The organism is Microbacterium sp. CFBP 8794, from assembly GCF_014841235.1.
GTDB lineage: Bacteria > Actinomycetota > Actinomycetes > Actinomycetales > Microbacteriaceae > Microbacterium.
The window spans coordinates 187,332-202,393 of the sequence record NZ_JACYTT010000004.1 but is presented as its reverse complement, the minus strand read 5'-3'; the positions used below and the strand labels follow the sequence as shown (position 1 = coordinate 202,393).

Genomic DNA, 15,062 nt, shown 5'->3' with positions numbered 1-15,062 from the left:
ACCCGGGCGGAGGTGCGCCGATGGGCTGGAACAATCCGCCGGTGAAATGGTCGGAACTCGAGCGCGTGCTCAGTGACGCCCGACGCCCGACCGGTGCCCCGCCGAACGGTGACGGGGGCGACAGCCCCGCCTGGTCGCACAAGCGCGGCGCCTACGTGCCGCCGACGATCGCGCGCCCGGCCGACACCGTGCCGTACGCCGAGTTGCACGCGCACTCGTCGTACTCGTTCCTCGACGGAGCCTCGTCGCCCGAAGAACTCGTCGAAGAAGCCGAACGACTGGGCCTGCACGCCCTCGCCCTCACCGACCACGACGGGTTCTACGGCATCGTGCGCTTCGCCGAGGCCGCCGAGGCGCGCACGGTGAACACCGTCTTCGGCGCAGAACTGTCGCTGGGTCTCACCGGTCCGCAGAACGGCGAGGCCGACCCGGGCGGATCGCATCTGCTCGTGCTCGCACGCCGCGAAGAGGGCTATCACCGCCTCGCCGCCGCGATCACCCACGCGCAGCTCAGCGGTGCCGAGAAGGGGCGTCCCGTCTACGACCTCGCCGACCTGGCCGAACGCGCGGGCGGGCCCGGCGATCCGCACTGGGCGGTGCCCACCGGATGCCGCAAGGGCACGGTGCGCCAAGCTCTGGCGTTCGAAGGACCCACGGGGGCCGCGCGCGAACTCGACACCCTCGTCGACCTGTTCGGCCCCGAGGCCGTGTACGTCGAGCTGATGGATCACGGCAGTCCTCTCGACTCGAGACGCAACGACGTGCTGGCGGCGCTCGCCGCCGAGCGGGGGCTGCCGATCCTCGCGACGAACAACGTGCACTACGCCGCCCCGCAGAAAGAGCTCCTCGCCGCCGCCGTGGCCGCCGTGCGCGCCAACCGCGGTCTCGACGAACTCGACGGGTGGCTTCCCGCGCACGCCGGCGCGCACCTGCGCTCGGGGGTCGAGATGGCGGCGCGGTTCGCCCGGTATCCCGGAGCGGTGGCGCGCACCGTGACGCTCGCCGACGAGGTCGCCTTCCCGTTGCGCCGCGCCAAGCCCGCGCTTCCGCGACAAGACGTCCCCGAGGGGCACACCCCCATGTCCTGGCTGCGGCATCTGGTGTGGGAGGCCGTACCGCGCAAGTACCCCCGGCTCTCCGACGAGGATCGCAACCGCATCGAACGCGAACTCGGTGTGATCGAGATGAAGGACTTCCCGGGGTACTTCCTCATCGTCTACGGCATCGTCGCCGAGGCCCGGCGGCGCGGCATCCTGTGCCAGGGGCGCGGGTCGGCGGCGAACAGCGCGGTGTGCTTCCTGCTCGACATCACCGCGGTCGACTCGATCTTCTACAAGCTGCCCTTCGAGCGTTTCCTGTCGAGCCTGCGCGACGAAGAGCCCGACATCGACGTCGACTTCGACTCCGATCGCCGCGAAGAGATCATCCAGTGGGTCTACAAGGAGTACGGGCGCGAGCGTGCGGCGCAGGTGGCGAATGTCATCCAGTACCGTCCCAAGAACGCCGTCCGTGACATGGCTCGGGCGCTCGGGCACTCGCCGGGCCAGCAAGACGCCTGGTCGAAGCAGGTCGAACGGTGGGGAGCGACCCTCGAAACCGGAGCGGATCACGACATCCCCGACCAGGTCATCGAGTTCGCGTCGGAGCTGTTGAAAGCGCCTCGCCACCTCGGCATCCACTCCGGAGGCATGGTGCTCACCGATCGACCGGTGGGTGAGGTCGTGCCGATCGAGCATGCGCGCATGGAGAACCGCACGGTCATCCAGTGGGACAAAGACGACGCCGCGTGGATGGGGCTGGTCAAGTTCGATCTGCTGGGGCTCGGCATGCTCGCGGCGCTGCAGTACTGCTTCGACCTGATCCGCGATGCCACGGGCGAGGCGTGGGAGCTGTCCACGCTGCCCAAAGAAGAGAAGGCCGTCTACGACATGCTGTGCCGCGCCGACTCGATCGGGGTGTTCCAGGTGGAATCCCGCGCGCAGATGGGATTGCTGCCGCGTCTGCAGCCGCGGAAGTTCTACGACCTGGTCGTGCAGATCGCCCTCATCCGCCCGGGACCCATCCAGGGCGGTGCCGTGCATCCGTTCGTTCGACGCAAGCTCGGACAGGAGCCCGTCACCTACGTGCATCCTAAGCTCGAGCCGGTGCTGGAGCGGACGATGGGGGTACCGGTGTTCCAGGAGCAGCTCATGCAGATGGCCGTCGCCATCGGCAACTGCTCTGCCGAAGACGCCGACCTGCTGCGCCGGGCCATGGGGTCCAAGCGGGGGCTCGAGCGTATCGACTCCCTGCGCGAGAAGCTGTACGAGGGCATGGCGCAGAACGGTCTGGTCGGTCAGGTCGCCGACGATCTGTACGCGAAGATCCAGGCGTTCGCGAACTTCGGTTTCGCCGAATCGCATTCGCTGTCGTTCGCGCTGCTGGTGTACGCGAGCTCGTGGATCAAGCTGCATTACCCGGCGGCGTTCCTCGCCGGCCTGCTGCGCGCCCAGCCCATGGGGTTCTACTCACCCGCCACCCTCACCGCCGATGCCCGCCGACACGGGGTGACCGTACGGCGGCCCGACCTGCTGCGCTCGAGCGTCGAAGCGGGCCTCGAGCCGGTCGACGAGACGGCCGCCCGCGCCCCGACGGGTCTCGATGCCTGCGCGCACGCGGAGCAGTCTCCGACGGGGGACTTCGATGCGTCGGAGCCGGACGAGACCCTCGCCCATCGCCGAGACGGCGGGTTCGTCGTGCGCCTGGGGCTCGCCGGAGTGACCGGGATCGGCAAGAAGGCCGCCGAGCGCATCGTCGCCGAACGAGAGAGGGGCGGCCCCTATCGAGATCAACGCGACCTCGTGCGGCGCACGGGACTTGTCACGGCGCAACTCGAGGCGCTCGCCACGGCGGGGGCCTTCGAGAGCCTGGGCCATACCCGGCGCGAGGCGATCTGGCTGGCCGGGTCGGCGGCGCTCGATCGTGCCGAGTTCCTTCCCGACTCGCTCGTGGCCGTGCAGCCGCCGCTGTTCACCGACCCGTCGAGCTACGAGGTGCTCGCGGCCGATCTCTGGGCGACCGGGCTCTCGGCCGACGACCACCCGCTCACCCACTTCCGCTCGGCGCTCGACGCGCGCGGGGTGCTCACCTCGCGGGAGCTCCGCACCTTCGAGACCGATCGTCGCATCGAGGTGGCGGGGCTCGTCACCCATCGGCAGCGCCCGGCCACGGCATCCGGCATCACCTTCCTCAACCTCGAAGACGAGCACGGACTGATGAACATCATCTGCTCGGTGGGAGTGTGGAACAGGTACCGGCGGGTCGCGCGGGAATCACCCGCCCTCATCGTGCGGGGCATGCTCGAACGATCGGTCGAGGGAGTGACCAATGTGGTCGCCGACGGCTTCACCGATCTACAGGTCGGCGTCGCGCACGCGTCCCGGGACTTCCGGTGATGTCGGGCGCCGTCACTAGACTCGGGGCAATCTCGCCCGGTTCCGCACCACGACAGGGGAAACGACATGACCGACACACCCACTCCGCCCGAAGGCTGGTATCCCGACCCCGCAGGCGGCGACGGCCTGCGCCGGTGGGACGGCACCGCCTGGACCGATGAGGTGCGCCCCGTGCGCGGCGACGGGGTTCCGCAGGTGGCCGCGCAGGACTCGGGTTCCGCGTCCGAGTCGGCTCCGGTGTCCGACGACGCCGACACCGCCGCCCACGAGTCGACTTCGGCGTCTGCCGCCGCCCACGGGTTCGCCCCCGAGTCGACCCCGACGCCCGCCGCCGCCGCCGCGGAGGAGCCTGCCCTCTCCGGTGAGGCGTCGAACGACCCCGCCGCGCCCTCGTCGTCGACCGACCATGCCGCCACCGACGCTTCCGCACCGGCAGTGCACAGCGAGGTTCCCGCTCCTCCGGCACCCAGCGCGATCCCGGCGCCTCCGGCACCCAGTGCGCCGTTCGCGTCCGCACCGCCCGCGGCGTACCCCGTCACCCCGCCCTCGGCTGCTCCCGCGTACTCGTCGGCGCCGGCGTACCCCGGAACGCCCGCCCCCGCCGGGTACGGCGGTTATCCCGCCGCGCCGTCGGTCGGCGCCCAGCCCGTGCTGCGCCGCGACATCCCCACGAACACCGTCTGGGTGTGGTTGGTCGTCTTCCTGCCGCTGGTGGGCGTGCTGTCGCTGTTCCTCTTCGACTGGTCGTCGTACATCCGGGAGTCCTTCTACGCCGGCCTGTACGGCGAACCCGGCGCGATGGGCACCGACGCCATCGTCTCGACGGTCGCCACTCTGGCGAGCGTCGTCCTGGGCGCCCTCGTCGTCTTATTCTCGTTCCTCGACTGGCGCCAACTCCGAGCCCGTGGCGTCGAGAAGCCGTTCCACTGGGCGTGGAGCTTCCTGGTGCTCGTCATCGGCAGCGGCTTGGTCTACGTCATCGGTCGTGGCGTGGTGCTGCGGCGACGCACGGGCAGCGGACTCGCCCCCGTCTGGGCGTCGATCGTCGTGACGGTCGTCTCGATCGTCATCGCCGCGATCTGGTTCGTGATCATCCTGACGCAGGTCTTCACCCTCATCGAAGAAGCCCAGTACAACCTCGGTTATTGAGTGACGAGGTGGGGGCCCCGAGCGGGCCCCCACCTGAGAACCGCCTCGAGCCCCGGAGAGCCCTCGTCTGGGAGGCCCCGTTTCTGGAGGGCCCAGTGTCTGGAAGGCCCCGTGTTTGAGAGGCCCCTGTCTGGGAAGCCACGTCGGAGAGGGGCCGTCGGAGAAGGCCCGTGTTCGAGAAGTCCCGTGGCCGAGAGGGGGCGCGGGGATGAGGCGCACCCTTCGTGACGCCTCGTGACGTCGCGTCTCGTTGGATGACGAGAACAGCCCTGACCCCTGCGGGCGGACCTAGGTTTCTGGAGCCGGCGCGTGACGCCGATTCCGCCGGGAGGCGACGCATGTCCACACCGTCCATCGCGCAGCAGATCGACGGCTTCACCGCCGGGTTCGAGGCGCAGATCGGAGACCGACTGTCGGCGGTCTTCTCCGACGAGCAGGCCGCCCTTCGCAGCGCCGGCGTCCCGGCGGGAGCGCTCGACGTGGGTGACGACGCCCCGGATGCCGAGCTCGTCACCGCGGAGGGGGCGGCGACGACGTTCTCCGAGGCCCGAGCCGGAGCCGCGTCGGTCGTCGTGTTCTACCGCGGTGCGTGGTGCCCGTACTGCAACATCACTCTGCGCACCTATCAGGAGCAACTACTGCCCGCGCTGCAGGAACGCGGAGTCCAGCTCATCGCGATCTCGCCGCAGACGCCCGACGGATCGGCCCAGAGTACGACGAACGGGTCGTTGGAGTTCACCGTGCTCTCGGACCCCGCGAACACGCTCGCCGAACGCTTCGGCATCGTCACCGAGCCGAGCGTTGACGCGCGCGCGGCGCACACGGAACTCGGCTTCGACGTCGCCGACAGCAACGCCGACGAGACCGCTCGCGTCCCGTTCCCCTCGGTGTACCTGATCGACGCCGCCGGTGTGGTGCGCTTCGCCGATGTGCACGTCGATTACACGACGCGTACGGAGCCGGGCAGGATCATCGACGCGGTCGACGGCGTTCGCAGCGAATGACGCGGGGAGGACGGGCGGCGGGCCGCTCGTCCTCCTGCACCCGTGCGACACGGTCCGCCGGCGTCAGGCCTCGATCGTCGACGCCCGCGCCGCGACGATCGCATCGAGCAGGGCGTGCGCGGTGTCGTCCTTCGAACCGGATGCCGTGGCCACGGCCGCTCCATCGCGACCGACGATCGTGAGGGCATTGTCGGAGGTCTCGAACCCTCGCGACCACCCGACCGCGTTGGCGGCCAGCAGATCGACGCCCTTACGCGCGGCCTTCGTGCGAGCGCGTTCGAGCAGTTCCTCGTCGCTACCCACCGTCTCGGCGGCGAAGGCGATGATCGTCTGCCCCGGCCGACGGTGCTCGACCAGCCCGGCGACGATGTCGCGATTCTCGACGAGCTCGAGGGTCAGACCGCCGGGTGAGTCCTGCTTGCGGAGCTTGTGCTCGGCGACCGCGGCCACCGAGTAGTCGGCGACCGCCGCAGCCATGACGATCACGTCGGCGGCGGGAGCCGCGGCATCCATCGCCTGTCCGAGTTGCTCGGCGGTACCCGCAGCGATCACCTCGACGCGTGGATCGGGGCGCACGTCGGCGTCGAGGTGCGCGGCCACGAGGGTCACCCGCGCGCCACGGTCGGCGGCGGCGCGGGCGATCGCGACACCCTGGCGTCCGCTCGAACGATTGCCCAGGAAGCGCACGGGATCGATCGGCTCACGCGTGCCTCCGGCGCTCACGACGATCGACAGACCGTCGAGGTCGCGCGGGCGTTCGACGAGAGCGAGGGCCGCCGCCGCGATCTCCTCCGGCTCCGACATGCGTCCGGGTCCGGAATCGCCGCCGGTGAGGACTCCGTCGGCGGGACCCACGACGTGCACCCCGCGCGCGCGGAGCACGGTCATGTTGTGCGTCGTCGCCGGGTGCCGCCACATCTCGGTGTGCATCGCCGGGGCCACCACGACCGGCGCGGTCGTGGCGAGCAGTGTCGTCCCGAGCAGGTCGGAGGCCAAGCCCGCCGTCATCGCGGCCAGGGTGTTGGCGGTCGCGGGGGCGACGATGACGAGGTCGGCCGCTTGTCCGAGCGCGACGTGGCGCACACGGGCGACGTCATCGTGCACCGACGTCGTGACGGGGTTGCGGCTCAGGGCCTCCCACGTCGGCAGACCCACGAAGCGCAGTGCGTCGTCGGTCGGCACCACGTGCACGTCGTGTCCCGCTTTGACCAGCAGTCGCACGAGGCTGACGCTCTTGTAGGCGGCGATGCCCCCGGTCACTCCCACCACGACGAACATCGCCCCAGTCTTCCAGGTCGGCTGGGTTGGCGGGTGGCGGGCGCCGCTCAGGCGCCGAAGAAGCGCACAGCACCCCGACCGAACCCTCGCCCGGGTAGCGTGGAGCAGATGTGCACGGTCGTGATCGACGTTCCGGGGATGCCCGGCGAACCGGTGCGGCTGCTCGCCGTGCGTGACGAGGACCGCCACCGGCCGTGGCGCGGTCTGGGCCGCTGGTGGCCCGACCGGGGCGGCATCCTCGGCGTGCGCGACGACCGCGCCGGCGGTGCCTGGCTCGCCGTCGACCCCGACGCGGCCCGCCTCGCGGTGCTCCTCAATCGCGAAGACCTGTCCGACCGCGGCGACGACGAGGTCGTCACGCGCGGCGGTGTTCCCCTCGACGCGGTGGGGGACGGCATCCCGGATCGACCGCTCACGCGGGGCTTCAATCTCGTCGAGGTGGATGCCGCGGGCGCCCACCTCGTGGAGTGGGACGGCCTGGTCGCCCGCCGCACGCGCCTCGCGCCGGGCACGCACATGATCGCCCACCACGCGGTCGACGACGAGGGCACGCCGCGCATCGCACGGTGGTTGGCGGGATTCCGCCGCGTGGGCCTCGCCGCGGGCGAGGAGTGGTGGATGCCGTGGCTCGACGTCGTCGAGCAGTCCACGCGGGATCCGGACGCGGCGGTGCTGCGCCGCGACGACCATGACGGGCACGTGCTCGAGTCGCTGCTCGTCTGCGTCGCCAGCATCGGACCCGGCGGCGTCGACGTGCGCGAAGCGACACTGCAGGAGCCCGGCCGCTGGGACGACGGACTCGCCGCGCGGTTGCGCCGCGGCATCCCCTCGGCGATGGTCCCGCGCGCCGAGACCGCCGAGAGGCCGCAGTAGGCTGGATCCATCCCGCCTTCGTAGCTCAGGGGATAGAGCGCCGCACTCCTAACGCGGGCGTCGCAGGTTCGAATCCTGTCGGGGGCACCACTTCCTGATCGCGGCTGTCGGCACATCGAACGGTCGGCATGGCCGGCTGCGATCCCGCGCACACGCTCCACGGGGTCGCGCGTTCCGGCTGAGGCGCCCGCTCCGGGCCGGCAGTCGGCGGGTGTTCGCCGCGCGCACAGACGTCGCGGGTTCACGCGTTCACGCTGAGGCTCCGAGGGGACGTGGGTGTTCGGCGCGAGCGCGCAATCCCGCGCGCGTGAGGCCCTGCGCGCGTGAGATCCCGCCCGCGTGAAACCCCCGCCCGCGCACGCCCGTTGCCACTCGCACCCCCACCGTGACATGATTACTGAACGATCGGTCGGAAAACCTCGAAGTCGAGGATGAACGACCTCGCCAACGTCGGCGGGGGAGAGGATGGCGATGTCGGAGGCGTTTCTCATCGGCGGTGCGCGCACCCCGGTCGGGCGGTACGGCGGGGCTCTGGCATCCGTTCGTCCCGATGATCTGGCCGCCCTAGTCGTGGCCGAAGCCGTGACGCGCGCGGGCGTGCCCGTCGACGCGATCGACGAGGTCATCCTCGGGGCCGCGAACCAGGCCGGCGAAGACAACCGCAACGTCGCCCGCTTGGCCGTGCTGCTCGCGGGACTGCCGGATGCCATCCCCGGCCTCACCGTGAACCGACTCTGCGCGTCGGGGATGAGCGCCATCGCCCTCGCTTCGCAGGCGGTGCGGTCGGGCGATGCCGACATCGTGGTCGCCGGCGGCGTGGAGTCGATGACCCGCGCGCCTTGGGTGCAGGCCAAGCCCGAGCGCGCGTGGGCGAAGCCCGGCGCCGCCTTCGACACCTCGATCGGCTGGCGCTTCACCAACCCGCGCCTCGCCGCGCGCGACAAAGCCACCTTCTCGATGCCCGAGACGGCCGAGGAGGTCGCCCGCGTCGACGCGATCACCCGCGCCGACGCCGACGCCTTCGCCCTGCGGAGCCACGAGCGGGCCGTGGCGGCTCAGGATGCCGGGCGCTTCGCGAGCGAGATCGTCGCGGTGGACACGGGCCGAGGGGTGGTCGACGCCGACGAGGGCCCGCGCCGTGACACCTCGCTCGAGGCGCTGGCCCGACTCCGCCCGGTGGTCCAGGGCGGTGAGGTCGTCACGGCGGGCAACTCCAGCTCGCTCAACGACGGGGCCTCGGCCGTCGTCGTCGCCAGTGCCAGAGCGGTCGAACGCTACGGACTGCGACCCCGCGCGCGCCTCGTCTCGCACGCGTCGGCCGCTCTCGCGCCCGAGATCATGGGCCTCGGTCCCGTGCCCGCGACCGAGAAGGCCCTCGCGAAGGCGGGGCTCTCGGCATCCGACCTCGGCGCGGTCGAACTCAACGAGGCGTTCGCGTCGCAGTCGCTGGCGTGCATGCGACGGCTGGGACTCGACCCCGAGATCGTCAATGCCGACGGCGGTGCGATCGCCCTCGGTCATCCGCTCGGATCGAGCGGCAGCCGCCTGCTCGTGACGCTGCTCGGACGCCTCGAGCGCGAGAACGCCCGGTACGGGCTCGCGACCATGTGCGTCGGAGTCGGACAGGGGACCGCGATGATCGTGGAGCGGGTCGATGGCTGAGCCGACGCGCGGGCCCGCCGCCGGCGCGAGCCAGACCCCCGAGGTCGTCGACGTAACAGCGAGTCAGGCCTCCCGCCTGCGCGTCGACGCCTTCGACGACCGCGTCGTCGCGACCCTCGACCGCCCCGATCGCCGCAACGCGATCGATCAGGCCATGGTCGACGAGCTGCACGCGCTGTGCGCCGAGCTCGAGCAGCGACCGCGCACGCTGATCCTCACCGGCGCCGGCGGGATCTTCGCCGCGGGGGCCGACATCGCGCAGTTGCGCGAGCGCACCGGCGACGACGCCCGCCGCGGCATCAACGCCACGGTGTTCGACCGCATCCGCCACCTGCCGATGCCCGTCGTCGCGGCCGTCGACGGCTTCGCCCTCGGCGGGGGAGCGGAGCTCGCCTACGCGGCCGACATCCGCATCGGCACACCCCGCGTGCGCTTCGGCAACCCCGAGCCCGGCCTCGGCATCATCGCCGCCGCCGGCGCCGCCTGGCGCCTGCCCGAGATCGTCGGCCACGCGCGCGCCAGCGAACTGCTGCTCACCGCGCGGGTGATCGACGCCGACGAGGCGCTCGCGTGGGGCCTGCTGTCGAGCATCCACGAGCCCGGCGACCTGCGGGGCGCCGCCCACGCGATCGTCGACCGCATCGCCGCGAACTCCGTGCGGGCGACCGTGCTGACCAAGCGCGCGCTGCTCGCCCCCCGCGCCGAGCACCCCGCGATCGACGGAGAACTGCAGGCCGAGCTGTTCGACAGCGACGACAAGCGCGCCCGCATGACCGCGTTCCTCGAGAGGAAGAAGAGATGACCCTTCCCGATTCGGCCCCCGCGGCCTCGCTGCCCTCGACCATCGGCGTGCTCGGCGGGGGCCGGATGGGCGCCGGCATCGCCCACGCGTTCCTGCTCGCCGGTTCCCGCGTGCACGTCGTCGAGCGCGACGCCGACGCGGCCGATGCCGCACGCGAACGCGTCGAGACGGCCCTGCAGCGCTCGGCCGTGCGGGGCATCGAGACGCCGGATGCCACGGCCCTCACCACCGGGACCGACCCCGCCGCGTTCGCCGACGCCGGCCTCGTCGTCGAGGCCGTCCCCGAGGACCGCGCGCTGAAGATCGACGCCCTGACCCGCCTCGAGGCGGTCGTGTCGGATCGTGCGGTCGTGGCATCCAACACCTCGTCCATCTCGATCGACGCGCTCGCCGCGTCGCTCGCACGCCCCGCGCGCTTCGTCGGGCTGCACTTCTTCAACCCGGTGCCCGCCTCGGCGCTCGTCGAGGTGGTGACGGGGGCTGCGACCGACCCCGAGGTGGTCGAGGCCGCGAGGGTGTGGATCGCCGCGATCGGCAAGACCGCGGTGGTCGTCCGCGATACGCCCGGGTTCGCGTCGAGCCGCCTCGGCGTCGCCCTCGGCCTCGAGGCGATCCGGATGCTCGAGGAGGGCGTCGCCTCGGCCCACGACATCGACACGGCCATGGAGCTGGGGTACCGGCATCCGATGGGCCCCCTCCGCACGACCGACATCGTCGGACTCGACGTGCGCCTCGGCATCGCCGAAGAACTGGAGCGCGCCTTCGGCGCGCGCTTCACCCCGCCGGCGCTGCTGAAGAAGCTCGTCGACGCGGGGCACCTGGGCCGCAAGACCGGCCGCGGATTCTACGAATGGAGCGAATGATGACGTTTCTCCCGAGCTACGTGAAGGGCGCCTGGTGGACGCCCGTCGAGGATCCCGACGCCGCCGTCGTCCGCGACGCGTCGACGGGCGACGAGGTCGTCCGCGTCAGCACGAAGGGTCTCGACCTCGCGGGCGCCGTCGCCTTCGCGCGCCGGGAGGGCCAGCGGAGCCTCGGCGCCCTCACCTTCCACCAGCGCGCGATGGTGCTGAAGAACCTCGCGATCGCGCTGAACGAGCGCCGCGAAGAGCTGTACGCGCTGTCGATGCGCTCGGGGTCGACCCGCCGCGACTCGCTGAGCGACATCGACGGCGGCATCGGCGTGCTGTTCACCTTCTCGTCGAAGGCCCGCCGTGAGCTGCCCGCCGGAACGGTCGTGCTCGACGGGCCGGTCGAACCGTTGTCGAAGGACGGATCGTTCCTCGGGCGCCACGTGTACACGCGTCTCCCCGGCGTCGCGGTGCAGATCAACGCCTTCAACTTCCCGATGTGGGGATCGCTCGAGAAGTTCGCCCCCGCGTTCCTCGCCGGCCTCCCCACGATCGTCAAGCCCGCGACGCCCACGGCGTACATCGCCGAGGCCTGGGTGCGCATGGTCGTCGAGACCGGCCTGCTCCCCGAGGGCTCGCTGCAGCTGGTCAGCGGCAGCGTTCCCGGCCTCTTCGACCTGCTCGACCTCGGCGACACCGTCGGTTTCACCGGCAGCGCCTCCACCGCCGAGCGCCTGCGCGCCCAGGCGAAGACCGGCGTGCGCTTCACGAGCGAGACCGATTCGATCAACGCCTCGATCCTCGGCCCCGACGCCGTGCCCGGTACCCCCGAGTTCGACGCGTACGTGAAGCAGCTGCTGGTCGAGCTCACCACCAAGGCGGGGCAGAAGTGCACCGCGATCCGCCGCGCGATCGTGCCGGCGGGGACCACGGATGCCGTGGCCGCGGCGCTGCGCGAGAAGATCGCCCAACGCGTCGTCGTCGGCGACCCGCGCGTCGAGGGCGTGACCATGGGACCGCTCGTCTCGCGCGAGCAGCGCGACGAGGTGCTGCGGCAGGTCGCCGTGCTGCAGGACGCGGGCGGGCGTTTCGTCGTCGGGTCGGCGGAGGCCCCCGACGCGTGCGTGGCCGACGGCGCGAGCCCGGCCGACGGCGCCTTCCTCGAGCCCATGCTCCTGGCCTTCGCCGATGCCACGACCCCGGCCGTCAACGACATCGAGGCCTTCGGACCGGTCGCGAGCATCGTCGAGTACACCGACGTCGCGGAGGCGGCGACCATCGTCGGCCGGGGCGGCGGCTCGCTCGTGACGAGCGTCGCGACCCACGACCCCGGTGTCGCCACCGAGCTGCTCACGCGCATGGGCGCGATGAACGGCCGCGTGCTCTTCCTCGACCGCGACGACGCCCGCACCTCCACCGGTCACGGCGCCCCCGTGCCGCACCTCGTGCACGGCGGACCCGGCCGCGCCGGTGGCGGCGAGGAGCTCGGCGGCATCCGCTCGGTCCTGCATTCGATGCAGCGCACCGCGATCCAGGGCTCGCCGCGCATGCTGACCGCGTTGACGGGGGTGTGGCATCCGGGAGCCGAGACCGACACCGCGGGGCGGCATCCGTTCCGCAAGCCCCTCTCCGACCTGCGGATCGGCGATGCCGTGGAGTCGGCCGAGCGGGAAGTCACCCTCGACGACATCGAGGTGTTCGCCAACTTCACCGGCGACACGTTCTACGCGCACATGGACGAGGAATCCGCCGCGGCGAACCCCTTCTTCCCGGGACGCGTCGCGCACGGCTACCTGCTCGTGTCGTGGGCGGCCGGGTTGTTCGTCGATCCCGCACCGGGTCCGGTGCTGGCGAACTCGGGCCTCGAGAACCTGCGCTTCGTCACCCCCGTCTCACCCGGCGACCGCATCCGCGTCGCTCTGACGGCGAAGCAGATCACCCCGCGCGAGACCGACGAGTACGGCGAGGTGCGGTGGGATGCCGTCATCCACAACCAGGATGACGAGATCGTCGCGCAGTACGACGTGCTGACGCTCGTGGCGAAGACGTGGCAGCCCGCCGAGGTGCTGGTGTGAGCGCGCTCCGACCGATGATGCAGCGCGATCAGGCGTCGGCGATGCTCGGCATGGTCGTCGAGCACGACGCGCCGGGGGAGTCCCGCGTGTCGATGACCGTGCGCGACGACATGCTCAACGGTTTCGCCATCACCCACGGCGGGCTCGTCTTCACCCTCGCCGACACGGCGTTCGCGATCGCGTGCAACGAAGACGAGCGAGTGACCGTCGCCGGCGGCGCCGACATCACGTTCCTGAAGTCCACGACCGCGGGGCAGACGCTGACGGCGACCGCCGCCCGCCGCGCCCGGAGCGGGCGGACGGGCCTGTACGACATCCGGGTGACCGACGAGACCGGCGACCTCGTCGCCGAGGTGCGCGGGCGCAGCATCACGACGGATCGGCGTCCGCCGGCCGACTCCCGACCCGCCGCCACACCCGACCCCGAGCGCGACGCCGCGCTCTCCACCACGGAGGTGTCCCGATGACCATGACCGTTCCCTCGCGCCCCGACTTCCTGGCATCCGTCGATCCCACCGGCATCCCGCTCGAGAGCCTGCGCGCGCTGCAGCTCGAGCGCCTGCAGTGGACCGTGCGGCACGCCTACGACAACGTCGAGATGTACCGCCGCAAATTCGACGCCGCGGGCGTGCGCCCCGACGACATCCGTACCCTCGACGACATTCGGCTGTTGCCGTTCACGACCAAGGCCGACCTGCGCGAGACCTACCCCTTCGGCATGTTCGCCGTGCCGATGGCCGAGGTCCGTCGCATCCACGCCTCGTCGGGCACGACCGGGCGCCCCACCGTGGTGGGCTACACCGCGGGTGACCTGGATCGCTGGGCCGATCTCGTCGCGCGCTCGCTGAGCGCCGCGGGCATCCGCGCGGGCGATCGCGTGCACAACGCCTACGGGTACGGCCTGTTCACCGGAGGGCTGGGGGCCCACGCGGGAATCGAGCGGCTCGGGGCGACCGTCATCCCGATGTCGGGTGGGCAGACCGCGCGCCAGGCGCAGCTCATTCAGGATTTCGCGCCCGATGCGATCCTCTGCACGCCGAGCTACCTGCTCACCATCGCCGACGCGCTGGAGTCGGCCGGCGTCGACCCGCGGTCCACGTCGCTGCGCGTCGCCGTGCTCGGCGCCGAGCCCTGGACCAACGAGATGCGCCGGGAGATCGAGCGGCGCCTCGACGTCGTCGCCGTCGACATCTACGGACTTAGTGAGGTGATGGGCCCGGGGGTGGCCAGCGAGAGCGCGCTCACCAAAGACGGCCCCCACGTGTGGGAGGACCACTTCCTGCCCGAGACGATCGACGGCGAGAGCGGCGCCCCGGTGGCCGACGGAGAACTGGGCGAACTGGTGTTCACCTCGCTCACCAAAGAGGCGTTCCCGGTCATCCGCTACCGCACCCGCGACCTCACCCGCCTGAAGCCGGGCACGGCGTTCCCGTCGATGCGGCGCATCGAGAAGATCACCGGGCGCAACGACGACATGATCATCCTGCGCGGGGTGAATCTCTTCCCGACCCAGATCGAGGAGATCGTGATGGGGATCGAGACGCTCACCCCGCACTTCGTGCTCGAACTGCGTCGCGAAGGACGAATGGATGCCATGACCGTCCGCATCGAACGGCACCCCGCCCTGCAGCGAGAGGTCTGCGAGGCCGCCGGTGTCGTGCTGCAGCAGCGGATCAAGGTGCTCATCGGCACGAGCGTCGACGTGAACGTCGAGGAGCCGGGTGTCCTGCCGCGCAGCGAGGGCAAGTACAAGCGGGTGTACGACCTGCGGTGACGGGCGCCCGGGCGCCGGGCCGACGTCGAGACCGCGGACCATCGTGGGCTCGCGCCGGTCGGGCGTTCCTCGGCGCCGTCAAGACGGAGGAGGACGCCCGTTGCGGGGCGACCCGCCCCCGGTTACACTTTTACTGAACGATCGGTCTGTAAAGGGAGTC

11 protein-coding genes and 1 tRNA gene are annotated in these 15,062 nt (G+C 71.4%); 11 read left to right on the top strand and 1 reads right to left on the bottom strand.

From position 1 onward, the window contains the following. Positions 1 to 20 precede the first annotated feature (20 nt). The 3 genes from IFU19_RS11810 to IFU19_RS11800 all read left to right on the top strand — a co-directional run bounded on the left by IFU19_RS11810 (position 21) and on the right by IFU19_RS11800 (position 5,587). Positions 21 to 3,434 carry an error-prone DNA polymerase gene (locus tag IFU19_RS11810; RefSeq protein ID WP_192013998.1) on the top strand — a complete coding sequence of 1,138 codons (3,414 nt, stop codon included), beginning with the start codon at positions 21 to 23 and terminating at the stop codon, positions 3,432 to 3,434. Between the two features lie 66 nt (positions 3,435 to 3,500). Continuing rightward, on the top strand, positions 3,501 to 4,583 hold the full coding sequence (locus IFU19_RS11805; protein ID WP_192013996.1) for a DUF2510 domain-containing protein: 1,083 nt from the start codon (positions 3,501 to 3,503) through the stop codon (positions 4,581 to 4,583). A gap of 338 nt (positions 4,584 to 4,921) precedes the next feature. After that, positions 4,922 to 5,587: a peroxiredoxin-like family protein gene (locus IFU19_RS11800; protein WP_191915641.1), complete on the top strand. Its 666-nt coding sequence runs from the start codon at positions 4,922 to 4,924 to the stop codon at positions 5,585 to 5,587. A gap of 63 nt (positions 5,588 to 5,650) precedes the next feature. Here IFU19_RS11800 and coaBC read toward each other — a convergent pair whose 3' ends face one another. Then, a complete protein-coding gene (gene coaBC / locus IFU19_RS11795) occupies positions 5,651 to 6,865 on the bottom strand; it encodes a bifunctional phosphopantothenoylcysteine decarboxylase/phosphopantothenate--cysteine ligase CoaBC (protein ID WP_192013994.1) in 1,215 nt (404 codons plus the stop codon). Between the two features lie 108 nt (positions 6,866 to 6,973). Between coaBC and IFU19_RS11790 the strand changes: the two genes are divergently transcribed. From IFU19_RS11790 to paaK, 8 genes are all read left to right on the top strand, one after another. Next, positions 6,974 to 7,738 carry an NRDE family protein gene (locus IFU19_RS11790; protein ID WP_192013983.1) on the top strand — a complete coding sequence of 255 codons (765 nt, stop codon included), beginning with the start codon at positions 6,974 to 6,976 and terminating at the stop codon, positions 7,736 to 7,738. 14 nt (positions 7,739 to 7,752) lie between these two features. Next, a tRNA-Arg gene (locus IFU19_RS11785) sits at positions 7,753 to 7,828 on the top strand. A 381-nt stretch (positions 7,829 to 8,209) separates the two neighbouring features. Beyond that, a complete protein-coding gene (locus IFU19_RS11780) occupies positions 8,210 to 9,400 on the top strand; it encodes a thiolase family protein (RefSeq protein ID WP_192013979.1) in 1,191 nt (396 codons plus the stop codon). Next, positions 9,393 to 10,202, top strand: coding sequence for an enoyl-CoA hydratase/isomerase family protein (locus IFU19_RS11775; RefSeq protein ID WP_249405446.1), 810 nt, complete (start codon positions 9,393 to 9,395; stop codon positions 10,200 to 10,202). Before IFU19_RS11780 ends, IFU19_RS11775 begins: the two co-directional genes overlap by 8 nt. Continuing rightward, positions 10,199 to 11,065 (top strand): 3-hydroxyacyl-CoA dehydrogenase family protein, encoded by an 867-nt coding sequence (locus IFU19_RS11770; RefSeq protein ID WP_055938161.1) that lies wholly within the window; start codon positions 10,199 to 10,201, stop codon positions 11,063 to 11,065. Before IFU19_RS11775 ends, IFU19_RS11770 begins: the two co-directional genes overlap by 4 nt. Next, positions 11,062 to 13,128, top strand: coding sequence for a phenylacetic acid degradation bifunctional protein PaaZ (paaZ, locus tag IFU19_RS11765; RefSeq protein ID WP_192013977.1), 2,067 nt, complete (start codon positions 11,062 to 11,064; stop codon positions 13,126 to 13,128). Before IFU19_RS11770 ends, paaZ begins: the two co-directional genes overlap by 4 nt. Further along, on the top strand, positions 13,125 to 13,595 hold the full coding sequence (paaI, locus tag IFU19_RS11760; protein WP_342343412.1) for a hydroxyphenylacetyl-CoA thioesterase PaaI: 471 nt from the start codon (positions 13,125 to 13,127) through the stop codon (positions 13,593 to 13,595). Before paaZ ends, paaI begins: the two co-directional genes overlap by 4 nt. After that, positions 13,592 to 14,902 (top strand): phenylacetate--CoA ligase PaaK, encoded by a 1,311-nt coding sequence (paaK, locus tag IFU19_RS11755; protein ID WP_192013974.1) that lies wholly within the window; start codon positions 13,592 to 13,594, stop codon positions 14,900 to 14,902. Before paaI ends, paaK begins: the two co-directional genes overlap by 4 nt. The last annotated feature ends 160 nt before the right edge of the window (positions 14,903 to 15,062 follow it).

Excerpts from the sequence above, each read along its gene's own strand:
- paaZ (WP_192013977.1), top strand. The coding sequence starts at position 11,062 with ATGATGACGTTTCTCCCGAGCTACGTGAAGGGCGCCTGGTGGACGCCC.
- paaK (WP_192013974.1), top strand. The coding sequence starts at position 13,592 with ATGACCATGACCGTTCCCTCGCGCCCCGACTTCCTGGCATCCGTCGAT.
- IFU19_RS11810 (WP_192013998.1), top strand. The coding sequence starts at position 21 with ATGGGCTGGAACAATCCGCCGGTGAAATGGTCGGAACTCGAGCGCGTG.
- IFU19_RS11805 (WP_192013996.1), top strand. The coding sequence starts at position 3,501 with ATGACCGACACACCCACTCCGCCCGAAGGCTGGTATCCCGACCCCGCA.
- coaBC (WP_192013994.1), bottom strand. The coding sequence starts at position 6,865 with ATGTTCGTCGTGGTGGGAGTGACCGGGGGCATCGCCGCCTACAAGAGC.
- IFU19_RS11800 (WP_191915641.1), top strand. The coding sequence starts at position 4,922 with ATGTCCACACCGTCCATCGCGCAGCAGATCGACGGCTTCACCGCCGGG.
- IFU19_RS11775 (WP_249405446.1), top strand. The coding sequence starts at position 9,393 with ATGGCTGAGCCGACGCGCGGGCCCGCCGCCGGCGCGAGCCAGACCCCC.
- IFU19_RS11780 (WP_192013979.1), top strand. The coding sequence starts at position 8,210 with ATGTCGGAGGCGTTTCTCATCGGCGGTGCGCGCACCCCGGTCGGGCGG.
- IFU19_RS11770 (WP_055938161.1), top strand. The coding sequence starts at position 10,199 with ATGACCCTTCCCGATTCGGCCCCCGCGGCCTCGCTGCCCTCGACCATC.
- IFU19_RS11790 (WP_192013983.1), top strand. The coding sequence starts at position 6,974 with ATGTGCACGGTCGTGATCGACGTTCCGGGGATGCCCGGCGAACCGGTG.